Source organism: Nitriliruptor alkaliphilus DSM 45188 (assembly GCF_000969705.1).
Taxonomy (GTDB): Bacteria; Actinomycetota; Nitriliruptoria; order Nitriliruptorales; family Nitriliruptoraceae; genus Nitriliruptor; species Nitriliruptor alkaliphilus.
The window spans coordinates 856,067-880,836 of sequence record NZ_KQ033901.1; the positions used below are offsets into that span (position 1 = coordinate 856,067).

14 protein-coding genes and 5 pseudogenes are annotated in these 24,770 nt (G+C 70.9%); 10 read left to right on the plus strand and 9 right to left on the minus strand.

Going from position 1 to position 24,770, the window contains the following annotated elements:
• Positions 1-51 precede the first annotated feature (51 nt).
• From NITAL_RS04005 to NITAL_RS29140, 3 pseudogenes are all read left to right on the plus strand, one after another.
• A pseudogene (locus NITAL_RS04005) lies at positions 52-822 on the plus strand (wax ester/triacylglycerol synthase domain-containing protein); the annotation flags it as partial.
• Positions 823-908: 86 nt separating this feature from the next.
• Positions 909-992: pseudogene (locus NITAL_RS29495) on the plus strand (hypothetical protein); the annotation flags it as partial.
• 94 nt (positions 993-1,086) lie between these two features.
• Positions 1,087-1,209 (plus strand): annotated as a pseudogene (locus NITAL_RS29140) (WS/DGAT domain-containing protein); the annotation flags it as partial.
• Positions 1,210-1,288: 79 nt separating this feature from the next.
• Here NITAL_RS29140 and NITAL_RS04010 read toward each other — a convergent pair.
• The 6 genes from NITAL_RS04010 to nosZ all read right to left on the minus strand — a co-directional run bounded on the left by NITAL_RS04010 (position 1,289) and on the right by nosZ (position 10,186).
• Entirely contained in the window at positions 1,289-3,628 is a 2,340-nt protein-coding gene (locus NITAL_RS04010) for a hypothetical protein (protein ID WP_052664882.1), read from the minus strand.
• Positions 3,629-3,731: 103 nt separating this feature from the next.
• A complete protein-coding gene (locus tag NITAL_RS04015) occupies positions 3,732-4,562 on the minus strand; it encodes an ABC transporter permease subunit (protein WP_052664883.1) in 831 nt (276 codons plus the stop codon).
• Positions 4,559-5,290, minus strand: coding sequence for an ABC transporter ATP-binding protein (locus NITAL_RS04020; protein WP_052664884.1), 732 nt, complete (start codon positions 5,288-5,290; stop codon positions 4,559-4,561). Before NITAL_RS04020 ends, NITAL_RS04015 begins: the two co-directional genes overlap by 4 nt.
• A complete protein-coding gene (locus NITAL_RS04025; RefSeq protein WP_052664885.1) occupies positions 5,274-7,646 on the minus strand; it encodes a NosD domain-containing protein in 2,373 nt (790 codons plus the stop codon). The genes NITAL_RS04020 and NITAL_RS04025 overlap by 17 nt, the downstream gene beginning before the upstream one ends.
• 43 nt (positions 7,647-7,689) lie before the next feature.
• On the minus strand, positions 7,690-8,079 hold the full coding sequence (locus NITAL_RS04030) for a cupredoxin domain-containing protein (protein ID WP_052664886.1): 390 nt from the start codon (positions 8,077-8,079) through the stop codon (positions 7,690-7,692).
• A gap of 109 nt (positions 8,080-8,188) precedes the next feature.
• Positions 8,189-10,186 carry a Sec-dependent nitrous-oxide reductase gene (gene nosZ / locus NITAL_RS04035; protein ID WP_052664887.1) on the minus strand — a complete coding sequence of 666 codons (1,998 nt, stop codon included), beginning with the start codon at positions 10,184-10,186 and terminating at the stop codon, positions 8,189-8,191.
• Positions 10,187-10,431: 245 nt separating this feature from the next.
• Between nosZ and NITAL_RS04040 the strand changes: the two genes are divergently transcribed.
• Positions 10,432-10,914: an RrF2 family transcriptional regulator gene (locus NITAL_RS04040; RefSeq protein WP_052664888.1), complete on the plus strand. Its 483-nt coding sequence runs from the start codon at positions 10,432-10,434 to the stop codon at positions 10,912-10,914.
• 67 nt (positions 10,915-10,981) lie between these two features.
• Here NITAL_RS04040 and katG read toward each other — a convergent pair whose 3' ends face one another.
• Positions 10,982-13,180, minus strand: coding sequence for a catalase/peroxidase HPI (gene katG, locus NITAL_RS04045; protein WP_052664889.1), 2,199 nt, complete (start codon positions 13,178-13,180; stop codon positions 10,982-10,984).
• Positions 13,181-13,394: 214 nt separating this feature from the next.
• Between katG and NITAL_RS04050 the strand changes: the two genes are divergently transcribed.
• The gene (locus tag NITAL_RS04050) at positions 13,395-13,826 is read left to right on the plus strand and encodes a Fur family transcriptional regulator (RefSeq protein ID WP_052669402.1); all 432 of its coding nucleotides are present in this window, start codon (positions 13,395-13,397) and stop codon (positions 13,824-13,826) included.
• Between the two features lie 366 nt (positions 13,827-14,192).
• A pseudogene (locus NITAL_RS29500) lies at positions 14,193-14,450 on the plus strand (pirin-like C-terminal cupin domain-containing protein); the annotation flags it as partial.
• A 253-nt stretch (positions 14,451-14,703) separates the two neighbouring features.
• On the opposite strand, the gene NITAL_RS28825 reads toward NITAL_RS29500, so the two are convergent.
• Together NITAL_RS28825 and NITAL_RS04065 are read right to left on the minus strand one after the other, a co-directional pair.
• The gene (locus tag NITAL_RS28825; RefSeq protein ID WP_245617659.1) at positions 14,704-15,156 is read right to left on the minus strand and encodes a methyltransferase family protein; all 453 of its coding nucleotides are present in this window, start codon (positions 15,154-15,156) and stop codon (positions 14,704-14,706) included.
• Between the two features lie 256 nt (positions 15,157-15,412).
• The gene (locus NITAL_RS04065) at positions 15,413-16,003 is read right to left on the minus strand and encodes a DUF998 domain-containing protein (protein ID WP_211262189.1); all 591 of its coding nucleotides are present in this window, start codon (positions 16,001-16,003) and stop codon (positions 15,413-15,415) included.
• A gap of 445 nt (positions 16,004-16,448) precedes the next feature.
• Between NITAL_RS04065 and NITAL_RS04075 the strand changes: the two genes are divergently transcribed.
• The 4 genes and pseudogenes from NITAL_RS04075 to NITAL_RS04090 all read left to right on the plus strand — a co-directional run bounded on the left by NITAL_RS04075 (position 16,449) and on the right by NITAL_RS04090 (position 24,675).
• On the plus strand, positions 16,449-19,325 hold the full coding sequence (locus NITAL_RS04075) for an ATP-binding protein (RefSeq protein WP_157041603.1): 2,877 nt from the start codon (positions 16,449-16,451) through the stop codon (positions 19,323-19,325).
• Positions 19,326-19,457: 132 nt separating this feature from the next.
• Positions 19,458-20,676, plus strand: a pseudogene (locus NITAL_RS29505) (IS110 family transposase).
• Between the two features lie 665 nt (positions 20,677-21,341).
• Positions 21,342-22,016 (plus strand): nuclear transport factor 2 family protein, encoded by a 675-nt coding sequence (locus NITAL_RS04085; protein ID WP_157041604.1) that lies wholly within the window; start codon positions 21,342-21,344, stop codon positions 22,014-22,016.
• Between the two features lie 295 nt (positions 22,017-22,311).
• The gene (locus NITAL_RS04090) at positions 22,312-24,675 is read left to right on the plus strand and encodes a LuxR C-terminal-related transcriptional regulator (RefSeq protein WP_052664896.1); all 2,364 of its coding nucleotides are present in this window, start codon (positions 22,312-22,314) and stop codon (positions 24,673-24,675) included.
• Positions 24,676-24,770: the final 95 nt, after the last annotated feature.

A 24,770-nucleotide genomic window follows, 5' to 3' on the forward strand; every position in this document is an offset into this window, starting at 1 on the left:
CGTCCCCCAGGAGGTTACACAGCCGCGCGGGCGGCAGTGAACGTGGAACGCATGAGCGCGCTGGACAGCTGGTTCCTGCACGTCGAGGACGACGTGAACCACATGCACATCGGCTCGGTCGGCGTGTTCGAGGGCCCTCCTCCGGGGTTCGACGAGCTGCGTGACGTCCTCGGGGCGAAGCTCGACCTCATCCCGCGGTACCGCCAGCGGTACCGCGAGGTCGCCCGCGGTCTGGCGCGGCAGGTGTGGGTCGACGACCCGTACTTCGAGCCCGAGTACCACGTGCGACACACGGCGCTGCCCCGGCCCGGCGGCGAGACCGAGCTCCGGCGCCTCGTCGGGCGGGTGATGGGCCAGCAGCTCGACCGCCAGCGACCGCTGTGGGAGACCTGGTTCGTCGACGGGCTCGAGGGCGACCGGTGGGCGATGGTCAGCAAGATCCACCACTGCATCGTCGACGGGGTGGCGGGCACCGACCTGCTCGCGACGGTGCTCTCGACCGATCCCGATCACGACCCGGCCGACGGGGTGGTCGGCAGCAGGTCCTCGAACGGCGGTCCGGCGAACGACCGCGAGCCGTCGAACGTCGCGCTCAACCTCGCCGGGGTGCCGGTCCGGGCTGCACGTGCCGCCGCCGCACCGCTGCGTGCGCCAGCTGCGGTCGCCACCGGCGCGGCGACCATCAAGGGCGCGGGTGAGCTGCTCGGTGTGGCGCGACGCATGCCGCCGCACTCGCTCGCCGGTCCGATCGGGCCGCACCGGCGGTACGCCACGGCGCGCACCTCGCTGGGCGACGCCAAGGCGGTCAAGCAGGCGCTCGGCGGCACGGTCAACGCACCCTCGTCCCGGTCTCGCTGCGTCGGGACGATCAGCGTGGCGACCTGCACAACCTCGTCAGCGCCCCCTTCGTGTCGCTGCCCGTCACCGAGGAGGACCCGGCGGAGCGCTACCGGCTCGTCCGCGCGTCCATGGACGGGGTCGAGCACTCCGGCGAGCAGGTGACGACCGCCGCCCTCGTCGGCGCCTCCGGGCTCGCACCGACCGTGTTCGTCGGGATGGCCCTCCGCGGGGTGTCGAAGCTGCTGCACCGCTACCAGCCGCTACATCACCACGGTGACCACCAACGTCCCGGGCCCGCGCGAACCGATGTACCTGCTCGGCCGCGGGATCGAGCAGGGGATGGCCGAGCTGGTCGCCCTGGTCCGCTGACGGCTCCGCCGCAGCGATCTCGGGGCAGCGCCACGGCCCGGCAGGCCCGGGGGGCACGTCCCCCGGGCAACGCGCCGGGTCAGGCGGGCACGGTCCGGCGTCGGCGGAGCAGCGCACGGGTCGTCAGGAGCGCGGCGGCCAGGGTCAGCGCGATCGCCGAAGCGATCAGGTCCCGTGGCGGAGCCGCAGCGCCGTCGCGGGCCAGGATGCCGAGGTCACGCAGGTCGAGCACCTGCGTCTGCGACGAGGCCGTGGCGTCCCCGCCACCCGACGTCGACGTCGCCGCCGCTGGGGCCGGCTCGTCGCACCGGTCCGGACCGTTGCCCTTGCCGTGGCCCGGACGCTCGCCGGGGCAGCCGGGCTGCGCACCGTCGCAGTGCGGCGGCCGGTTGTCCTGCCCCTTGCCCGGACGATCCTCGTCGCAGCTGCTGCCTGGGTCACCGTCGCCCTCACCAGGGTCGGTCGGGTCGGTCGGATCGGTCGGATCGACCGGGTCCTCGCCCTCGATCTCGCCGGCGAACTGGCGTGGCGGCGGCAGGGTGACCCGGTACAGGTCGATGGCGCTGCGGCCGTTGCCGACGTTGAAGTCCGAGCTCGCCCCGTCGTAGGTGAACGTGCCGTCCTCGTTCTCGGTCACGCGCCAGACCGCCGAGGTCCACGTGTTGGCCAGCTCGGGGATGAAGTAGCCGACGTGGTGGAAGTCGAACGTGTCGTTGCCGTCCTCGTCGACACCCTCCACGTAGTCCCAGACCTGGACCCCCTGCGTGTACCACCCCATGAAGATGCGGTTCTGGCCGGGGATCTGGTGGAAGACGTGGGCCGTGCACTCGGTGACCTGCGGCCCGGTGTTGATCGGTGCGCGTGCGATGGCCTTCTCGCCCTCCGCGGTCAGTGCGTAGGACTCCCACGCGTCCTCGGCGGTGTCCGGCGCCTGGTACCCGGCCGGGTCACCGCCGCCCTTCAGCCGGTCGACGGCGTAGGCGTGCAGCCCCCCGTTGCCCTGCGGGATGTCGACGCCGGGCGAGCACGACGCGCCACCAGGTGCGACACCGCCGCCCCGTTCGTCGGTGACGATGATGTTGCGGCCCGAGTGGGTGAACTCGGCCTCATGGTTGAAGTCGACGTCCTCGTCGGCGTCGAACGCCGGAGCGACGGCGCTGCCGACGAGCGCCTCACGTCCCTGGTGGTGGGCCGACCCGAGCCACTCGACACCCTCGACCGACGGTGCGCCGTCCGCGAGCCAGCTGTGCACCCGCAGGTCCTGGCCGTCCTCCCCGACGACGCAGTCGGTGACCATGGCTCCGGTCGAGAAGGCCGGGCCGGAACTCGACGGGCGGACCGAGCACGGCAGCGGGGTGCCGTTGATGCGGTCGTCGGTGCGATCGTCGGGGGTGCCGTTGTCGTCGAACATCCCGCTGATGTCGAACACCAGCAGGGCGTCGCCTCCCGCGCAGGTCAGGGTGTCGTCGGGATGGACCTCGAGCTCGTGGCAGCCGTGCACCTGGGTCTTGTTGGTGTGACCGAGGGCCATCTGCACGTCCTCGTACCGGTACCGGTACACCTCCGGCCGGCAGGACTCACGCTTCTCGTCGACCGACGCGCCGGGTGCGAGGTCACCGAAGGGCGCCTCGAGGCAGCTGCGCAGATCGACGACCTCGAAGCCGTCGAGGTTGGTGTTGGTGGCCGTGGTCTCGTTCGCGCGCTCACCCGCGGCGTTCACCGCGACCCTGTCGGAGGTCACCGCGTAGGCGATGTGCGGACGGCTCGGATCGACGTTGACGGTGTGCGCCTCGCCGATGTGGCTGGTCAACCCGATCTCGACCGGGTTGGCCGGGTCGGTGATGTCGATGATCTCGAGGCCACCCTGGGGCGCGCTGCCGACGATCGGCACCTCGCCGCCGTCGTGGCAGCGTCCGGACGCATCGGTGGCGTCGAGCAGCAGCTGGGCGTCCGCGGTGCGGTCGACCAGGTCACCCCAGTCGACGTTGTAGATGACATCGCCCTTCGGGGTGGCTTCGACATCGTGCTGGAGCCCGAGCATCGCCAGCGGGTCCGACAGGCAGGCGGCCGAGGGGTGCCCGGCCACGAACGACGGTGCGAGCTCGCCGTCCTCGGTCAGGCGCACGATGGTCTGCCCGCCGGCGTTGACCCCCGTGCCGAGCGTGCCCGCCGCCAGGTAGGTGTCCCCACCCTGGGTGAAGAAATCGAGGTCGGTGTGCGGGTTGCCCGTCACGATCGTGGTCACCAGGTCCCACGCAGCGCCCTCGCCGCCCGAGTTGAACGTCGTCGACAGGGTGGTGGTGGGACCGAACCCGGGGACGATGTGGTCGAGCTCGTGACCGACGGCGGTGCCGACCGCGGCCAGGGTGAGCACGAGCGCGAGCAGGGGGGCGGTGAGGCTGCGGAGATGGCGGCGCACGGCGGACCTCGTAGGTGGGCAGGCTGTGGACTTCCGTCCGCGACCAGCCATCTCCTGCCCGGAGCGCAGTGGACGCACACCGCCGGCCGCCCGCACCGCTCCGTCACACGTCCCGACGGGCGGTGACGCGCCGAGCGACGAGGAGCGGACCCACCGTCCAGGCGGTCATGACCGCTGCGAGGACACCGTGCGTGCCACGGACCCCGAACCGGTCGGTCAGGTAGGCGCCGAAGGGCCCGAGGGCCGTGCCACCCTCCAGCACGAGCAGCGCCCAGATGCGTGCCGCCTCCAGCGGGTTGAGCACCACGGCTGCGAGCAGGCCGGCGGGGCCGAGCCGCAGGCCCGGGGCGACCCCGGCGAGCAGCAGGTCCATCCCGAGCGCCAACAGCAGCCAGACCGATGCCGCGGCAGCGGTGGCCTGGTGGTGGGTCGAGGCGATGGCCGAGATGGCGACCCCGATGGCCACGGCGCTGGCGGTCGCCAGCAGTCCGACACCGAGCACGACGCCGAACGCGTACAGATCGGCGGCGGTGGCCACGGTCGACAGCACCACGAGGGCGACCCCGAGCCCCGCTGCCAGGACGATCCACACCGCCCCGACGGACCCGGCGAACGCGGCGAGGGGGAGCACGCCCCGGCGGACCGGCTGGGAGGCCAGCATCGCCAGCATGCCGCGCTCACGGTCGCGCGCCAGGCTCCCGGCACCGAGGAGCAGGCCGATCAGCGGCGGGAGCAGCAGCGACAGGTGCACCAGGCCGTCGGTCGCGGCGCCGGCGCCGGCCAGGCCCAGCGCGGACAGCGAGCGCAGCCCGGCGAGGGTCACGGCCAGGGCGGCTGCGGCGAAGATCGCGCCGCCGACCGACAGCCACCTCGTGCGGGCGGCACCTCGCAGCTCGAACCCGGCGAGCTCCCGTACCCCGAACATCGCGCTCATGCGGACACCTCCTGCGGGTCGCGGTCGGCCGCCGCGACCCGTGGATCGATCGGTCCGGCCGCGGTCCCGCCGACGACGTGCAGCGAGGTGTCGGAGGCCAGACGGCCGTCGACGAGACGGACCGTGCGGTCGGGAAGACCGCCCAGGTCCCCGGGCGAGGGCGCCGCGACGAGGATGCTGGTGCCGGTCGCGGCGAGGCCCTCGAGGATCGCGAGCAGCGCTGCTCGGCCGTCGTCGTCGAGGTTGGCGGCCGGCTCGTCGAGCAGCAGCAGCGACGGGGCCCCGAGGAGCGCGACCGCGAACGCCACCCGTTGGCGCTGCCCCCCGGAGAGCTGGCCCACCGGCTGGTCGAGCGGCGGGAGGAAGCCGTCCGGCAGCGTGATGCTGTCGGGGGCACACCGGCGGAGCCGGGCGAACAGCGCCAGGACCTCGGCGACGGTGGCCCACGTGGGCAGACCGGGCGACTGGGGCAGGTACCCGACGTCGGGGTGGCCCGCACCATCGCTGCCGAGCCGGTGACCCTCGAGGTCGAGGGTGCCCTCGAAGCGGGCGAGGCCGGCGACGCACCGCAGCAGGGTGGTCTTGCCGCTGCCGTTGCTGCCGGTGAGCAGCACGATGCTGCCGGCACCGACGTCGAGGTCGACGCCGTCGAGGACCGTGCGGTCACCGAAGCGCTTGCGCAGGTCGCGGAGGGCGAGCCTGGCTGTCGTGTCAGACGGAGATGGCACGGACGGACCTCCTGGAGCGCGCGGGTACGCGGCTGGGACGACGACGGGAGAAGGCGACGAGGGCGGGGAGGACGAGCGTGACGCCGAGCAGGCTGCCGATGGCGCGTGCGGTCGGATCCGGGCTGGTCGCCGCGAGGGCGGGTGAGACGGGCACGGTCAGCGGCAGCTCGTCGGTCAGCACCGGGTCGCGTTGACCCCACCGCTCCTCGACCGATCGCAGCAGCTGCATGGCCGGCGACCCGGCGATGGCGATCAGTTCGGGGTTGCGGGCCAGGAGACGGTCGACCGAACCACCCTCGCTGTGGGCGACCGCGCCACGGCCGTGGCCGAGCGCGTCGTAGCCGCGGTAGGTGCTCCAGTAGTTGCCCCACCCCTCGGCGGCCCACGCGATGTGGACGTTGTTGGTGCCGAGCGACAGCGCCTGGGTGGTGTTCGCCGCGAAGCTGTTGCCGGCGAAGCTGGCCCGAGCCGTCGACAGCACCTGCACGCCGACGGTGTTCCGGGCGACGGTGTTGGCCTTGAAGATGGTCTCGTTGGTGGACTCGACCGGCCCGTCGAGGTGGATCCCGACCCGGTTGCCGACGAGGACGTTCTGGACCGCTTCGACGTCGGTGACGTCCTTGAGGATGATCGCGAACCCGGTCGAGGGGCTGACGTTGCCCTCGATGTGGTTGCGCAGCAGCAGCACCTCGCCGCCGTACATCAACACGACGCCGGAGAGGTTGTCGACGACGTGGTTCTGCACCAGCGCGAGGTCACGGGCGAACATCGAGTGGACCGCGTAGCGGCTCGCGTGCAGGTGGTTGCCGTCGAGCAGGGCGCCGGAGCCGAACGAGACGAAGACCCCGTCGCGTGCGTGCTGGACGTGGTTGCCGCGGATAAGGACGTGGTCCGCGTCGTGGAGCCAGATGCCGTCACCGCGCGCACCGCGGAAGGTCGCCGCCGGCGCCGGGTGGTCGTGACCGGCGTGGTCGGCGTGACCGGCGTGACCGGCGTGATCCGCGTGGTCCCCGTGGGGCGAGAAGCTCGCGCCACCGCCGGCCGCGTCGTCCACGTCATCGTCGTCGGCCACCGCGTGGCCCTCGTCGACGATCGCGGCACCGGCGCGCCCGTGGATGTGGTTGTCCTCGATGCGCACGTCGGACGCGGTGTCGACGGCGATCCCGATGTAGCTGTCGTCGATGACGACGCCTGACACGGTGACATCGTCGGCCTCGATACGGATCCCGGCCGGGTCGCCGGTCGGTCCCCCGCCCGAGCCTCGGACGACGACGCCTCGGATCTCGGTGCCCGGCGCACGGACGGTGATCACCGACCCGACGCCGTCCCCCAGGATGATGGGCAGGCCGCTGCCCTCGATGACGATGGGCTCGTCGATGACCACGGGGCCGGTGTAGGTGCCGGCGTGCAGGCGGAGGGTCCCACCTGGCGCGGTCGCCTCCACGAGCTCGGCCAGGTCGCCGATCACGGGGTGCTCGATCACCCGGGGCATCGCGGGGTGTCCGGCGGGACCGACCTCGGGTGCCGGCGCGCCCCGATCGTCCGCGTTGCCGGCACCGCCCGGGTCGTCGTGGCCGGCGTGGTCGTGACCGCCGTGGCCGTGATCCTGGGCCTGCGCGGGGCCGGTGATCGTCACGCTGCCTGCGACCACGAGCAGGGCGACCATGGTCACCGCGCTCACCGTGCGGTCCGATCCGGCGATCCGGCCGCCGTCGCCGGGTCCGTCACCACCGTCGTCGACGAGGGCGCGACCGGACAGCAGCCGCGGACCGAAGGTGACGAGCACGGCCGCCAGCACGATCGCGCCGAGGCCGAGGCCGGGCCAGGCCCAGGTCTCGAAGTTCCAGACGGTGGTCCTGCCGACCACCCAGGGGGTGAAGGGTTCCATCCGGAACGCGGCACCTGGCGCGACGTCCTGCCCGAACTCGTGGAGCCGGTACTGCGTCGCGCCGAGGACCGCGACCGGCAGCGTCCACAGGTAGAGCAGGCCCAGCCGGCGGACCCACCTCCTGGCGACCAGCACGGCGAGGAGGGTGGCCACGACGCCGGCGACGAGCGCCAGCGGCCACAGCGCCATCTCGGGTACGTCGTTCGGGTCGAACACCCCGAGCCCGACGTAGTGGTTGAGGGCGTTGACCTCGTTCAGGTCGCCGCCGACGTCGTGACCCCAGGCGATGGTGCGCAGGCCGCCGGGGTACTGCGGGGCGTAGAGGGTCGCCTGCCACAGCGGCAGGAACCAGCCGCCCACACCCACCAGCAGCGCCGCGATCGACCCGAGGGCGATCGAGACACCCCGCCCGAGCCGGGTGGCCCGCAGCGGTGCGCCGGCGGCGCTGCTGGAGTCGCTGGTGGTCATGCCCGGAACCTGTCTGTGCGGCGTGGGTGGTGGACGCCGACGGTCAGCCGGCGGTCAACGTCGCCTCCATCCCGGACGCGCGGTGCCCCGGGATCGAGCAGTAGACCTCGTAGGTGCCGGCGGGGATGTTGACGGTCTCGGTGACCGTCGCGGTGGCGTCGGTGTAGATCTCGAGGTCGAGCTCGTCGATGGTGAGGTCGTGCTCGACGACGCCGGCGTTCTGCAGGGTCAGCGCGACGTCCTCGTCCGCGGCGATCGAGATGTCCTCGGGGTCGAAGGCGAACTCGGTCGCGACGACGGTGAGGCCGCCCGCGGCCGCTGCGTTGGCGGCGTCGTCGGCAGGGGCGGCGCTGTCGTCGCTCCCGCCGCAACCGGCGGTGAGGACGAGCAGGCTGGCCGCAGCGAGTGCGGAGGTCAGGCGGGTGGTGCGCATCGGGGTGCTCCTCGGGATCTCAGGGGTGGGATGGGGATGTGGGGGTTCGGGAGAAGACGAGAGGGGAGGTGGCCCGGGGGCGACGGTCACGCCGCCCCCGAGTGGTGGCTCAGGCCGGCTCGACCAGGAGCCATCCCTGCATCTCCAGGTGCAGGGCCGAGCAGAACTCGGTGCAGTAGAAGCCGAACGAACCGGCCCTCGATGCCTCGAACTCGATGGTGACGGTCTCACCCGGGTCGAGGCTGACCTGCGTGTTGTAACCAGGCACCGCGAAGCCGTGGGTGATGTCCTGGGCTTCCTCGACGCTGGTCAGGTGGATGACCACCGTCTGGCCCTCCTTGACCCGGATCACGTCCGGCAGGAAGTGGCTGCGCTTGGCGGTCATGTAGACGTGCAGCTCACCGTCGACCTCCTCGAAGCGCTCCTCACCGGCCTCGATGGCGTGGTCGGAAGGCTCCATGGTCAGCAGGTCGGTGCCCGGCGGGTAGGTGCTCCACACGTTGCCCTGGATGATGTCGCGGTGGATGATCTGGGCGTAGTGCGGCTCACCGAACCCGACCGGCATGTCCTTCATCAGCTTCGGGCCGTCGTCGTGCTCGACGTCGATCAGCTGGAGGTTCTGCGGGTGCAGGGTGCCGACGGGCAGGTGACGGTCCACCGAGAGCTTGTTGAGCGACACCAGCCACTTGCCGTGCGGGTTGGCGGTGTCACCGTGCGCCATGGCCAGGTGACCCACGCTGTAGTGCACGTCGATCTTGTCGACCAGGGTCCACGGCTCCTCGCCACCCGCCGGCGCGTCGGTCGCCCACTTGGCGATCGCGCTCTCGACGAACAGGCTGGTGTAGGCGTAGCCGTCACCGTCGAACTGGGTGTGCAGCGGACCGCCGCCGAGCTCGACCTGGGCCTCGACGACCTCGTCGAAGTCGAGGACCGGGACGCCGTAGACGTCGGTGCCGACGAAGGACTCGTTGGCGATGGCGTCCTGGATCTTCTCGAAGGAGTAGACGATCGCGGTCGGGTCGAGCTTGCCGGCGACGCTGATGTACTCACCGCCCGGCTGGACGTCCACACCGTGCGGGTTGCGCGGCTCGGGAGCGAAGTACAGGAGCCCCTCGTCGATGGCGGTGTCGAGGGTGATGACACGCATGCCGTTGTGCTCGACGTACTTGCCCTCCTCGACGACACGCTCCGCGGAGTGCCAGTCGATGATGTGCAGGTAGTCGTAGTCGCTGGCGATCGAGCCGGTCTCGAGCGGCGGCTCACCGTCCATGATCCCGCCGGTCGCCATCTCGATGTTGTAGGAGTTCAGGAAGGCCCACCCATCGCTGGCCCCCTTGCCGACGTCGGCGAGGTCCTGGTTGTAGGGGGGCAGCTCGATCTGGAAGCTGTCCTCGAGGGACATGCGGCCGGTCTCCTGGTCCACGGGGATCCAGGTGGACATGCCGCGGAACTCGGCCTCGTAGTCCTCGAGCTCGGCGTAGTTGTCGTCGTTCCACAGCGGGGACGGGGTCTTGGCGGAGATGTGGACGTACTCGGTGTTCGGCGTCGCGAACACCCCACCGTGCGAGGTCTGCAGGTTCGGCAGGTCGAGGATCTGCTTGGGCTTGAAGTCGCGCAGGTCGACCATGCCGATGCGGCCGTTGGCCCGGTCGTTGATGTAGACGAAGCGGCCGTCGTAGTCGCCGTCGGTCTCGGACAGGGCGGGGTGGTGGGCGTCGCCCCACAGCAGCGTCTCGTCGTGCTTGGCGGGGTCGGTCCCACCCTCGAGGATCTCGGTGCTCCAGTCGGCACCGAGGCCGTAGCCGGCCCAGGCGTCAGGGGTGAAGACGGGGATGGTCTTCAGCAGCTGCATCGACGGCATGCCGATGACGTGGATCTGGCCGGAGTGACCGCCGGAGGCGAACATGAGGTAGTCGTCGTGCTCGCCAGGGGCGACGAAGGTGGCCAGCGCCGCCTCCGCCTGTTCACCGGTGAGCCCGCGCTCGGCTGCGGCGGACGCGAGCGCGCCGCCGGTGGCGGTCCCGGATCCCAGACGCGACCCGAACACGCCGAGGGCCAGTCCGGCGACCAGCGCCAGGACCAGCCCCAGGTTGGTGAAGACCTTCATCGGTGGTTGTCCCTCCATGCGTGCGGCGCCCGGATCTCGGCCGCGGCCCCGCCCGGCGAGCCGGAGCGGTCAACGTTGAGCAACTGACTACCCGTAGTCTCGCGCTCAACGTTTACCGTGGAGAGGGCCGAAGGTCCCGAGCTGGTCGGACCGACCGACCTCTCGGGACTCAACGTTGACTGCTATGGTCATGGTCATGGTCATGCGCCGGGGAGCGGCCCCGGTCCGACCGATCCGAGGGAGCTGTGGAGCTGTCGCTCGGCCGCCGCGCCGACTACGCCATCCGAGCCACCCTCGATCTGGCCCACCATCCGGAGGGGCTGCGCAAGGCACGGGAGATCGGCGAGGCCATGGCCGTACCCACGAGCTTCCTGCCCCAGATCCTGGCGCAGCTCGTCCGGGCCGGGCTCGCCACCTCGACCGCCGGTCCGCGCGGCGGCTACGGGCTCGCGCGGCCAGCCGCGGACATCTCGCTGCTCGACGTGGTGGTCGCCGTCGACGGCGAGGTCGGCGCCACCCAGTGCGTCCTGCGCGGCGGGCCGTGCCGGTGGGAGGACATGTGTGCCGTCCACCTGCCGTGGGCGCAGGCGCAGCGCGCGATGACGGCCGAGCTCGACGCCACCAGCTTCGCGGACGTGCTCGAGCTCGATCGGTCGCTCGCGGTCGGCGACCTGCCGATCCCGCCCGAGCTCACCCGATCGTCGCCACCGATCGCACCCACGGCCTGACGCACGAACGCCACGAGCGGCCGCCCCGGGTGGGGCGGCCGCTCGTGTGTGCGGGTGGTGCGTGGACTCAGCGGTGGAGGTCGAAGCGGTCGGCGTTCATGACCTTGACCCAGCCCTGGACGAAGCGCTCGAGCATGCGCTCCTCGCCGCCGTCCGCGGCGTACTCCTCGGTGATGGCGCGCAGCTGCGAGTTGGACCCGTAGACGAGGTCGACGCGCGTCGCGGTCCACTTCGTCTCACCGGTGGCGCGGTTCTTGCCCTCGAAGCGGTCCTCGCCCTCGCCGATGGGCTCCCAGACGGTGTCCATGCTGACCAGGTTGGCGAAGAAGTCGTTGGTCAGCTGGCCCGGCCGGTCCGTGAGGATCCCGTCGGTGTCGTCGTCACCGGCGTTGGCGCCGATGGCACGCATGCCACCCACCAGCGCCGCCATCTCCGGCGCGGTGAGGTTGAGCATGAAGGCCCGGTCCACCATCAGGTGCTCGGTCGGGATGCCGACGTCCTTCTGCAGGTAGTTGCGGAAGGCGTCGTGCCGCGGCTCGAGGTGCTCGAAGGTGTCGACCTCGGTCATCTCCTGGGTCGCGTCGGTGCGCCCCGGGGTGAACGGGACCGTGACCTCGTGGCCGGCCGCCTTCGCGGCCATCTCGACCCCGACGCTGCCGGCCAGGACGATGATGTCCGCGAGCGAGATGTTCGCGTCGGAGGCGTCCTTGACCTGCTCCAGCCGGTCGATCACCGCCGACACGCCGGAGCGGACGTTGACGTCCCAGCTGACCTGCGGCTCGAGGCGGATGCGTGCGCCGTTGGCGCCGCCCCGGTGGTCGGTCTGCCGGTAGGTGCAGGCCGACGCCCAGGCAGCGCCCACGAGCTGGGCGGCGGTGAGGCCGGTGTCCGCGATCTCTCGCTTCAGCGTCGCGATCTGGTCCTCGTCGACCAGCGGTCCCTCGTGAGCGGGGACCGGGTCCTGCCAGATGAGCTCCTCGTCCGGCACCTGCGTGCCGAGGTACCGCGCGCTCGGGCCCATGTCACGGTGCAGCAGCTTGTACCAAGCGCGGGCGAACTCGTCGGCGAGCACGTCCGGGTTCTGGTGGTACTCCTTGGCGATCTCGAGGTAGTCCGGGTCGGTGATCATCGCCATGTCGGCGGTGTTCATCACCGGCGGGTTCAGCTTGCCCTCGACGTGCGCATCGGGGACCGAGTAGCCCTCCTGGACCTCGACGGGTTGCCACTGCTTGGCACCGGCCGGCGACTCGGTGACCTCCCACTGGTGGGCGAAGATCGTGTCGAGGTAGGAGTTGTCCCACGTGGTCGGGGTCGGGGTCCAGGCACCCTCGAGGCCCGAGGTGATGGTGTACTCACCGAGCCCGGTCTCGTGCTCGTTCGCCCAGCCGATGCCCATCTCGTGGACCTTGGCCTCCTCGGGCGTCGCGCCGACCGCCTCCGCCGGCCCGTTGCCGTGCATCTTGCCGAAGGTGTGGCCACCGACGGTCAGCGCGACGGTCTCACGGTCGTTCATCCCCATGCGGGCGAAGGTCTCGCGGACGTCGTGCGCGGACTTCTGCGCGTCCGGGATGCCGTTCGGGCCCTCGGGGTTGACGTAGATCAGCCCCATCTGGACCGCGGCGAGCGGGTTGTCCAGGGTCCGGCTGCCGTCCTCGAACGTGCCGGTGTAGCGCTCGTCCTCGGTCGAGAGCCACTCCTTCTCGGGGCCCCAGTAGATGTCGTCCTCGGGCGCCCAGATGTCGGCGCGGCCGAACCCGAACCCGAAGGTCTTGAACCCCATGGTCTCGAGCGCGCGGTTGCCGGCGAAGACCATCAGGTCGGCCCACGAGATCCTCTCGCCGTACTTCTGCTTGATCGGCCACAGCAGACGGCGCGCCTTGTCGAGGTTGCCGTTGTCCGGCCAGCTGTTGAGGGGAGCGAACCGCTGCGCACCGGTGCCACCACCACCGCGGCCGTCGACCGCGCGGTAGGTCCCGGCGGCGTGCCACGACATGCGGATGAAGAACGGTCCGTAGTGGCCCCAGTCGGCGGGCCACCAGTCCTTCGAGTCCGTCATCAGCGCGTCGACGTCGGCGGACAGCTCGTCGACGTCGATCTGCGAGAACGCCTCGGCGTAGGAGTAGCCCTCACCGAACGGGCTGGAGCCCGGGTGCTTCTGGTGCAGGACGTTGAGGGTGAGCTGGTCGGGCCACCAGTGCTCGTTGCCCTGCAGGCTCGGGGTCGTACGGGCGGCCCACTCCGGGCGGGTGGGCTGTTGGTCGGACACGGTGTCCTCCTGGGGGTCCGGGTGCCGCTCGGGCTGGGATCGAGGCCGGTCGGCTCGAGCGGATGGGGCGGATGGAGCGGACCGGGCGCGTCGGAGAGCGATGGACCTCAACCTAGAACAGTTCCAAGGGTGGAGCAACCTCCTGGTCGGACCGGAACGAGGTCTGGTAGCGTTCCGCCCCTGTGACCTCGACGACGCGCCTGAGGAACCCCCCGTGACCCCGCTGGTTGATCGCCTCCGCGAGCGTGGCTGGCGCCTGACCGCACAGCGCCGCGTCATCGCCGAGGTGATGACGGGCGAGCACGTCCACGTGACCGCGGACGACGTGTTCGAACGGGCCCGCGCGATCCTCCCCGAGGTCAGCCGCGCCACGGTCTACAACACCCTCCACGAGTTGGTGGGGATGGGCGAGCTCCACGAGATGGCCCACACCGACGGCCGCAAGCGCTACGACCCCAACGTCGTCGAACGCCACCACCACCTGGTGTGCGTCGACTGTGGGCGGATCCTCGACGTCGCCGCCGACGATCCGCGGCTGCCCGACGACCAGCGGCACGGCTACGAGTTGCTCGGCGTCGAGGTCACCTTCCGGGCCCGCTGCCCCGACTGCGCGCGAACCGGGTCGGCCACGACCCGACGGTCGTAGCTCGAGGGACCGACGACGAGCTCGGGCCCTGCTCGCCGCTCGTCGGTCGCAACGTCGGGATGGACTTCTCCGGCCGCGACGGCTGGTCGATGTACCACGGTTCGCTCGTACCCGGGTTCCCGCTGCTGAACCGCGCCGCGCGCAACGAGACCGAGCTGTTCCAGATCTGGATCAACCTGCCCGCCAGCGACAAGATGGTGCCACCGCACTCCGCCATGCTGTGGAGCCACCAGATCCCGCGTCACTCCTTCCTGGACCGGGCCGGACGGCCGACCGAGGTGATCGTCGTCGCGGGAGAGCTGGTGGACGGCCACCGTGCAGCTGCTCCCCCCGCCCCACTCGTGGGCGTCACGTCGGGACACCGACGTGGGCATCTACCACGCGGCGATCGCGCCCGACGGGTCGTCGCAGCTCGGCCCGGCGGCGCACCCGCAGACGATCCGCACCGTCTACGTCTTCCGTGGCGGGTCGGTCCGTATCGGGGACGTCGAGGTGGAGGGTGGCCACGCGGCCGTCGTGCGCTCCGAGGTGCCCGTCCAGCTGACCGACACCGGTGACGGGGCGGAGGTCCCGGTGCTCCAGGGCCGTCCCATCGGCGAGCCGATCGTGCAGTACGGACCGTTCGTGATGAACACCAAGACGGAGATCCAGAAGGCCTACCACGACTACCAGGAGACCTTCTTCGGCGGCTGGCCGTGGCCTGCGGACGACCCCAACCACGGACCCGAGCTACGGCGTTTCGCCCGCCACGCGGACGGACGCGTCGAGGACCTGACCGCCACCGGCTGCTACCGACGATGGCGGTGGCTGGTCCAACAGGAAACTCGGCGGCGAGGCGGCCCCTGCATGCCGTCGCCCGCTCATCGTCCGATGCGCCTCAGTCTGGTAGGAAGCGACCGGTCCGGTCGCTGTAGTTGCGGTACGCCTCGCCTATCCCCTCGGAGGACGCGAGCAGCCTCTCCTCCGCCGCAGCCCACCGCATGCTGGACGCCAGCCACACCGCCGCAACCGTCGCCAGCAGGTAGCCGCGGAACACCAGAGCGAGCCCTGCCGCGATGACCGTGAACGACCCGTAGACAGGGTGGCGGGCGTACCGGTACGGACCCGACGTCACCACCGTGTGGTCCTCGGCCACCCCGTCCACTTCCATGTAGCGGCCCAGGACCCGGGCCGCCCAGACGAGCACGACCACGCCCGCGGACCACAGCCCCAGACCGACCCCCTGTAGAGCCACGTCGATCCGTGACGACCAGTTCAACGATCCGTCGTACCCCCACCGTGGGGCGATGGCCACCCTGGCCGGATACAGCAGCGGGACCACCAGCGCCACGTAGCCTCCCCGAACGGCCAGGGACGGCAGCGGCAACCTCGCTCGGAGCCGAGCCGTTCGGCCAAGGCGTCCCCACCGTGACCCCAGCAGCCAGACCACGCCGTGGGCGGCGCCCATCACCATCGCGAGGAACTGAACGGTGGCCGCCTGCACGTCACGGCCTCCTCACACGGGGCACGAGACACCTGCCGGGAGACCGATCACGCCCGGTACCCACCGTGGGGATCGCCGCGATGCGCGTCAGCGCCGGGACACATCACATCACGAGGTGGATCCCCAGCGCCACGATCCAACTCCAGTAGACGACGATGAGACCGCGCTGCACGAGTCCGGTGATCGCCGCGTCCCTCTGGTACGCGACCGCGGTCCAGGCCGTCAGGACGAGTCCGACGCCAGCGGTCCCCAACGTGTACACCCGCCACCCGCCTCCGAGTTGGCCCGCCAGCACGAGACAAGCCCCGAAGAGCGCGATGAACATGACCGGACCGGACACATCGTGGATCTTCGCCTGCCAGGAGAGGTCAGCCTCCCGATCGGTCGAGGCGTCGGGCGGGTAACCACGAACAGGGTCGGGAGCGAACACACCAGCGATGGTCGATCCCAAGCCGAACAGCGCCAACAGCACCGCCCCGATCGTGCTCTCCAGACTCCGCTGGACACCCATCGCGAAGGCGAACACGCCGGCACCCAAAACGAAGAAGTTGGCTCTCTGGATCCAGCCTCGTTCGCCGAGCTCGAGCTCGCTGCCGGTGTGATACCTCGGGTCGTACCCAGGACGCAGCGCCCCCTCGATGAGCAGGACACCGACGAAGACCACGGCCGCTACCACCCCGACCAGCAGCAGCACGTCCGTCACGACAACCCGCCCATCCCGAACGTGCCATCACCTTCGTCGCGAGGAGAACGACCGTCAACACCGTTCACCAGTGGCTGTGTTCGAGGGCGGAGCTGACCTCGTGCCGGTCGATCTGCCACACGGTGAGTGGTGGGGCGAACGCCGGGGTGCGTGTCGGGCGGCGTGATGTCTGCCAGGTCCGCCGGATGGCGGCGAGAGATGCGTCAGTCCATCGGCGCAGGACCTGGAAGAGGCGGGGGTGTGGGAGCGTGGTGGGCATTGCCGGCCGAGTGATCGTCATCGTGGGCGGCTCCTGATCGATGGAGCCCGATCATCGTGACCGAGCCGTCGTCGGCGTCTCACGGCGGCGAAACGGCAGCGAAACGAGGCGGTGCATGGTCTACGGTGGCGTCGGGTCGGCGCCGTCGTTGGCTGGCTCCCATCCGATGGCATCCGCATGCAGTTCGAGATCCTCGGTCCGTTGGTCGTCGCCGAAGATGGCGAACGGCGCGATCCTTCCGCCGGCCGTCAACGTCGACTGCTCCTCGCGCTGCTGGTGCTGCGGGACGACGCGCTCCATGTCGACCGGTTGATCGACATCGTGTGGGGGCGCGACGAGCGCCTGCCGGCGCGTCCGGCGGGGGCGCTGCGCACCTACATCACGCGTCTGCGGCACGCACTCGAGCCCGAGGAGGTGGGTGGTGCGCCGCGCATGCTGGTGGGCGGCCCGGACCGGTTCCGGCTCGTGTTGGACGGGCACGAACTCGATGCCGCGGTCTTCGAGGCAGAGCTCGAGCATGCGACCGCACTCGTTGACCGCGACCCGCAGGTCGCGCTACAGGCCGTCGAGCGTGGGCTGGGACGATGGCGCGGTCCGGCGCTCGCTGAGGTTGCCGACGAGAGCTGGGCGCAGCCCGAGGCGGTCCGGCTGGACGAGCTGCGCCTCTCCGCCAAGGAGCTGCGGATCCGGTGTCTGCTCGATCTCGGCCGTCATGTCGGCGCGTTGGTCGATCTCGAGCGTCACGTGCGTGAACACCCACTGCGGGAGCGGCCACACGGGCAGCTGATGGTCGCCCTGCACCGCTGCGGACGGACCCTCGAGGCAACCGAAGTGTTCCGGGCGTTCCGTGACCGTCTCGTCGAGGAGATGGGTCTCGACCCTTCGCCCGAGTTCGAGCAGATGCACCGACGTCTGCTGAACGGCCGGGATCCGGAGGGGTCGGACACGGTCGGTCCGGCCGGGGCCTGGAACGAGCTGCCCGAGCCACGCACGCCGCTGGTCGGACGGGACGGGACGGTGCAGGAGATCGTCGACCTGCTGGCATCAGTTCGTCTGGTGACGTTGACCGGTGTCGGAGGCGTGGGCAAGACCCGTCTGGCGCTGGAGGTCGCACGCCGGGTGCGGCAAGGCGGCGGCCACGTCGTGTTCGTGGATCTGAGCGTGGCGAGCAACGGCAGGGGGGTCGTCGACGCCATGTTCGCGGCGCTGCGTCTGCCCGCAGCCGCCCGCAACGACGCTCTCGATGGGATCGTCCGCGTGCTCCGGTCCCGGCCGGTGCTGCTCGTCCTGGACAATTGTGAGCACGTGCTGGACACCATCGCGGTGGCCATCGATCGGTTCACGCGGGATTGTCCCGAGTTGACGGTGTTGCCGACGAGTCGAGAGGCCATCGGGATCGACGGCGAGCACAGCTACCACGTGCCCTCGCTCCAGCTGGCCGCCGGGGTGGCGCTGTTCACCTCCAGAGCCTCGGCGGCCTCGCCACAACGCGGACCGGATCCTTCCGAGGTGGACGCGGTCGAGGAGATCTGTCGCCGGCTGGACGGCATCCCTCTGGCGATCGAGCTCGCAGCCGCCCGCACGTCCCACCTGACCGCCGCCGCGATCGCCGAGCGTCTCGACGACCGGTTCTGGCTGCTGGCCGGCAGCCGCCGTTCGCTCGGGCGGCACCAGACGCTGCAAGCCACGATGGACTGGAGCTACGACCTGCTCGAGGAGGACGAGCAGGCCGTGCTGCGTGCCGCGGCGGTGTTCGTGGGCGGGTTCGATGCTGAGGCGCTGGCAGCTGTCGCCGAACGCAGCGATCATGGCACGCTGGACCGTCTCGCCACGTTGGTTCGCAGTTCGCTGGTCGAGGTCGACCACAGCGCCGCGCAACCGCGCTACCGGCTGTTGGAGACCGTACGGCTGTACGCCCAGGACCGCCTCGCCGACACCGGCGAGCTGGCGGGCCGACGCCGTACTCATGCCCAGCACGTCCTCGCGGGTGCGATGGCCCATCCGCCACGGCTCGCCGATGTGGACCCGTGGGGAACGACCACAGAGGACGACACCGACCTCGGCAACCATCTGGCGGCACTCGACTGGTTCGACCGCAACGACGCGCTCGCCGACCTGGGTCATCTGGCCGCCCGGATCTCGCTGGTGCTCGGCTACGACGGGTTCGTCGATGGCGCCGGCCGCTACCTCGGCCGCGACGATGTCGCCCCGGCGCTCCAGGACCCCGAAGAACGGGCGCTGTACCTGACCGCATCCGCGATCAACGCCAGCTACCTCGGACGCTTCAGTGGCCAGTTGACGTTCGGCGAGGCCGCCCTCGAAGCCGCCATCGACCCGGTGGTCCGCGGAGCCGCGACCAACATGCTCGCCAACGCCCACACGGTCTTCGACCCGCGGCGGATCCCACAACTCGTCGCCGAGGCCCTGGCCGATCTGCCCGCATCGGCGGTCATGATCCGCCAAGGCCTCCGCGGCCAGCTGGCCCTCGGGCTGGTCAGGGAAGGTCGCCTCACCGCGGCCGCCGACATCCTGCAGACCATGACACGCGAGGGAGACGGATTCGCGGCGGCGGAGCTGATGCTCGTGTTGCTCCTGCTCGACGAGCAGCAGCAGGCGCTGGCGGTGCCGCGACCGAGCGCCATCGACCCCCAGCTGGCCTTCTTCGACTACCGCTGGTCGCTGACGCGGGCGTTCGTCGCCGTCACGGAGGGGAAGTTCGGCGCAGCCGGTCGACAGCTCCTTGACGCAGCGGATCAGATCCGGACATCACCGATCAAGCTGCTCGACACCGACGTACTGCTCGGCTGCGCTGCCCTCGCCTACCACGCCGGAGACCACCACCTGGCTTCCGAGATCCTCGCGAGCTTCCGGGGCGCCGTGCGCAGCCCCGCCAGCTTCGCTGTCTACGTCCACTACCGCGACCTGCTCAAGGCCCGACTGTCCAAGCCGGAGCTCGCAGCGATCCTCGAGCAGGCCGCTCATCTCGATCCCGCCGAGGTCCTGGACCGCGAACTGCGATCGATCGCCACCACCTACACCACTGAGAATCGCTGATATAGCTCGGGGGCCTTCACAAGGCACCTCCGGAGATGCACAACAGAAGGCGTCAGTTCCGTCTGTCTGCATCCCGGAGGTGTTGTCATGGTGCACGTTCATGGTCGTGATGTCGCGCTGCGTGCGGCACGGATCGGTCGGATCCGCGCGGACCGGCGTCTGCTGGTCCCGGTGGACGTCGGCAAGCACGAAGCGATGGCGCTGGTCGCTGACGCGACGGGTGAGCGGCTGGTCGCGCCCTTCACGTTCAGCCTGGACCGGCCCGGCCTTGTGGAGTTGGTTCGGCGCGTCGATCGGGTGGCCGACGGTCGCAGCGAGGTCCAGATCGAGGTCGGGGTCGAGGCTGCAGGCCACTACCACCGGCCGGTGACGGCCTCGTCGATGCTGCCGATGTCGTGGACGCTGGTCGAGTTGAATCCGGCGCATGTGACCGAACAGCGGCGGGTGCTCGGCAAGCGCGGGATCAAGACCGACCAGATCGACCTCGCCGCGATGTTCGACCTGCTCCTCGCGGGACGCGGCCTCGTGGTCACGTCCGCTCGGATGTGTTGCAGCAGCTGCAGGCGTGGGCAGCGATGCGCCACCGGCGCGTCGGGGCGGTCATCGCGGTCAAGAACCAGCTGCTCGGGCAGATGGACCGCGCCTTCCCCGGCGCCAGCCGCTGCCTGGCCGGCAGCCTGCTCGACACCAAGGTCGGACGGCTGGTGATCGCCGAGTTCTCCGACCCTTCACGCCTGTCGCGGCTCGGGGCCGCACGGTTCCGCCGGTTCGCTGCCGCCCGCGACGTCATCGTCTCCCGTAAGGTCGCAGAACGGTTCGTTGCGGCCGCCAGGGCGGCGTTGCCACTCGACGGCGCAGCGACCGCCCGGGAACTCGTTGCCTCCGATCTCGAGCTGCTGGATCGTCTCGAGGCGCATGCCGACGAAGCCGAACAGCGCATCAGCGAGCTGCTCCCGTCCACCCCGTTCCAGGTGCTGACCACGACTCCTGGGTGGGCGACCGTGCGGGCCGGACGCTACGGCGCCGCGCTCGGCGAACCGGCACGTTGGCCCACCGCCCGGCAGGTCTACCGCGCTGCCGGACTCACCCCGAAGACCTACGAGTCCGCCGGGACCCGCCACGACGGCCAGATCTGCCGCGAAGGGTCCGTCGAGCTCCGCGGCGCGCTCCTCGAGCTCGGCATGGGCCTATGGCTGTGTGACCCGACCAGCCGCCCCTACGCCGTCTCACTCAAGGCACGCGGCAAGCCCGCCGGGATCATCGCCTGCGCCATGGCCCGCCGCGCCAACAAGATCGCCTTCGCGATGGTCCGCGACCAGAAGCCTACGACCCTGCCCACTGGAAGGACTGACCGGCCTTCACAACCCCGCGCGGACGTGACATCCTCGACGCGGAGGCCGGAACAGACGCCGCACTCGCTATGGCGGACCGCACCGCGGTTACGCCGATTACTGGCTTGGCGCCCGGCCTCCACCCATGTCCGGAGCCCGGACAAGGCCAGCTGACCCGCCTCCGGCGAGGTCGCATACGTCAGCATGGGCCCGACATGCACCCGTCCCGATCGAGGCCCGACCGCCCGCGCCATAGCCCGCGCGCAACCCGCCCCCCACGACGGGACGAACGCACCCGTACCCGGACGCCCTTGACGCGACCTACAGCCAGCTAGCACCTCGCCTGCGGGAACCTCCTGAGAACCCGACGATCGGCCCGTTGGGCTGACGGTGATACCCCCACCGTCGGCGTTTCGCCGCAGCGAAACGCCGACGACGGCCCGGTCAGGATGATCGGGCTCCAGATCAGGAGCCACCGACCATGACCACCCCTCGACCTGCAACCACGGCCACGCCCCAGCTGGCGGTGGCGACCCTGAGCATCGCCTGTGCCGTCGCGCTCTCCGGGTGCGATCCCGCGCCGGATGTCGTAGGCGTCGACGCATCGCCGACCACCGGTTCGACGGAGACGACCACAGCACCGGAGACGACGGCTGAACCCACGACCGCTCCCCCCACGACCGCAGTGCCATCGTCGGATCCAGCGACCCTGGTCGTCGACCGGCTCTTCGAGGCGTTCAACGCCCAGGACTCCGACGGGGTGGCCGGCGTCTTCGGCGACGACGTCCTGTACGTCCTCCACAACACCGGCGAGGAACTGGTGGGTGCCGAAGCCGTGACGTTCTTCGAGGGGTACTTCGGAAGGGAGACGGGCGAACGGATCACCGATCCCTTCCACGCACCCGACGGACGCACCTACTTCCACGGCAGGTTCGCGGACTCGTACGGGAGCTCGGCGATCCTGGTCTTCGACGTGGAGATGGACGGTGATCGGCTGGTCAGCATGGGCGATCGACAGCGGGAGTCCGAGGAGTACTTCGCCGCGGGTGCCATCGACCGCCTCTACGAGGCGTTCAACGATCAGGACATCGACCAGCTGACCGAGGAGTTGGAGGGGATGACCTACAGGTCACCCTCCGGGGTGGAGTTCACGGGGGTGGACGCTGCCGAACATTGGGCGGACTCGTTCGGGTCCGTCGTCACGAGGACCACCGGTGTGTTCGCCATCGGCAACGGTGCGTACGGGTTCGTGACCGAGCACAGGGCACCGGATTCAGATCGCTCCACCGCGTACACCGTCGAGGTCGAGCGGTCTGACGGACGGATCACCAGCATGACCGAACGCCGACTGACGAGCTGAGCACGGACTGCGGCGTCTCGCACCGACCGGGCAAACCGCTGGGGGCCGATGAACCCGCTGGCCGAGCGGTGATCGCCCACAGCCTCGACGACACCCGGGTGCTGCTGGTTTCGTCGTAACCTTGACGACCGTCACGGATCTGAATTGACCCGGACGTGAGGCCGCCGTACCCTGGACACGAGCAACTCGACGCGGCCCTGGGAGAGGGTCTCGTGGGGTGCCCCAGGAGGTGGGAGCCTGTCCTGGGCAAGGTCGGTCACCGCCATGCTGGTCGACGACCACGCGGAGCGCCAGGATGACCTCGTCGCCGCACCGGTTGCCTGCGACCACGACGCGCCTCGTGGGTCGGCGCCGGGAACTCGCGGAGGTGCGGCGGCTGCTCGGCGAGGCGCGGCTGGTGACCCTCACGGGCGTGGGCGGGATCGGCAAGACCCGTCTCGCCCTGGAGGTGGCCGACCAGGTGAGGCGCGCCTTCCCGGACGGCATCCGGTTCGTGGATCTGGCGACGGTCTCCGACGGCGAGCAGGTCCCCGAGGCGGTCGCCACGGCCTGCGGGGTCGCTGAGCGCTCCACCCGGCCCCCCCTCGCCCAGCTGGCCGACCACCTCGACGGTCGACGGATCCTCGTCGTGCTGGACAACTGCGAACACCTCCTGGACGCGGTCGGCGCGTTGGTGGACGGCCTGCTGCGCCACACCGCCGCTGCCCGGGTGCTGGCCACCAGCCGCCACGTGCTGGGCGTGCCCGGTGAGTACCTGGTCCCCGTGGCGCCGCTGGCCGTCCCGGACCCGGCCGTGGTCGCATCCGCGGCCGCGATCCGTGAGATCGAGGCCGTGACGCTGCTGATCGACCGGGTCACCGCGGTAGCGCCGGAGTTCGCGGTGACCGATGCGAACGCCGCGGACGTGGCGACGCTCTGCCGCCAGCTGGACGGCCTCCCGCTGGCGATCGAGCTGGCCGCCTCGCGGCTACGCACGCTCTCGGCCGAGCAGGTGGTGCACCGCATGACCCGCCGGTTCGCGCTCCTGACCGGGGGGAGCAGGACCGCCCAGCCGCGGCAGCAGACCCTGCAGTCGCTGGTCGACTGGAGCTACTCGTTGTGCGAGCCGGCGGAGCGGCTGCTGTGGGCCCGTCTGTCGGTGTTCGCCGGCTCGTTCGACCTGGCCGCCGTCGAGGGCGTGTGCGCGGATGCCGAGCTCCCGGCCGAGTCCATGGTCGAACTGCTGGACCGGCTGGTGGCGCAGTCGCTGGTGGCGATCGAGCCCGGCGGCCAGCAGGTCCGCTTCCGGCTGCTCGAGACGATCCGACAGTACGGGCGCGAGCGCCTGACCGAGCACGGCCAGGTGGTCGCGCTGCAGCGGCGACACCGCGACCACTACCTGGCCCTCGCCGAGCGCACCGCGGAACGGTGGTACGGGCCGGACCAGGCCGAGGCCCTGGGCCGACAACGCGCCGACCACGCCAACCTGCAGGCCGCCCTGGAGACGGCGTTGGCCGACCCGGCCGACCCGGCCCCGGCGCTGCGGCTGGTGGTGGCGCTGCGCTACCACTGGTGCACGGACGGGTACCTCACCGACGGCCGACGCTGGTTGGAGCGCGTCCTGCACTTCGCGGCCCCCGACGACGCGCTCCGGGCCGAGGTGCAGTGGGTTGCGGCCTGGGTGTCCCTGCTCCAGGGCGACCTCCCGGTGGCGGACCGTCACCTCGCGGACTGCCGTGCGCTGGCGGAGCGGACCGGGGATCGACGGATCGCCGGGTTCGCCACCAGCTTCCAGGGCACGGCCGCCCTGTTCCGCGGCGACCTGGAACTGGCCGCCGACCGGCTGGCCGAGGCCGTACGCGACCTCGATGAACGCGGGGAGACCGACGGCCAGCTGTGGGCGCTGTTCCAGCTCGCGATCACCCTCTCCCACCAGGGCCACCACGACCGTGCCGAGGCGACCTGCCGCCGGAGCTTGGAGATCAGCGCTGCCCGCGGGGAGCAGATGTGCCGGTCCTACACCCTGTGGGTGCTCGGGTTCAACACCTGGCGTCGGGGTTCGCCGGAGGAGGCCACCCAGCTGGTGGTCGAGGGACTGACGATCCAGCGGCGCTTCCGGGACCCGGTCGGCGTGGCCCTGATGATCGAGGTGCTGGCCTGGATCGCAGCCTCGGAGGGCGCGCTGCCGCTGGCCACCTCACGCCTGGCCGCTGCACGGGCGGTGTGGGCCAGCATCGGCACCACGATCGAAGCGTTCGGACCACCACTGGTCCGCCACCACGACGCCTGCGTCGCCCGGCTGGCGACGGGGCCGACCAGCCGCCCCGACCGGACGTACGCGGGCCGCACCGTCGCGGTCCGCGAGATCATCGACGGCGTCCTGGCCGCGGTGCCGGCGCACGGTCCGGGGCGCCGAAGCGAGCCGCAGGACCTTCCGGTGGAGGTCGAGCCGGACCACGCCGAGTGGTCGTCGGGCTCCGGCCCCGACCTGTGCGCGCTCACCACCCGGGAGCGCGAGGTCGCGGAGCTGCTCGCCCAGGGGCAGACCAACCGGGCGATCGCCGCGTCGCTGGTGATCTCGCCGCGCACCGTCGATGGCCACGTCGAGCGCATCCTGGCCAAGCTCGGCTTCACCTCCCGGACACAGGTGGCGGCGTGGCTCGTGACGCGGCGGGCCTGACGGACGGATCCGGGTAGCGGATGGGGTGATCTCACCCTATCGCCGACCACACCTGCGCCGTGATGCTGCTCCCACGCTGGACGATCAGGGAGGCA

Bases quoted from the DNA above. Each gene is read 5' to 3' on its own strand.
- NITAL_RS04015 (WP_052664883.1), bottom strand. From the start codon at position 4,562: ATGAGCGCGATGTTCGGGGTACGGGAGCTCGCCGGGTTCGAGCTGCGA.
- NITAL_RS04030 (WP_052664886.1), bottom strand. From the start codon at position 8,079: ATGCGCACCACCCGCCTGACCTCCGCACTCGCTGCGGCCAGCCTGCTC.
- NITAL_RS04090 (WP_052664896.1), top strand. From the start codon at position 22,312: ATGACCTCGTCGCCGCACCGGTTGCCTGCGACCACGACGCGCCTCGTG.
- NITAL_RS04075 (WP_157041603.1), top strand. From the start codon at position 16,449: ATGCAGTTCGAGATCCTCGGTCCGTTGGTCGTCGCCGAAGATGGCGAA.
- nosZ (WP_052664887.1), bottom strand. From the start codon at position 10,186: ATGAAGGTCTTCACCAACCTGGGGCTGGTCCTGGCGCTGGTCGCCGGA.
- NITAL_RS04025 (WP_052664885.1), bottom strand. From the start codon at position 7,646: ATGACCACCAGCGACTCCAGCAGCGCCGCCGGCGCACCGCTGCGGGCC.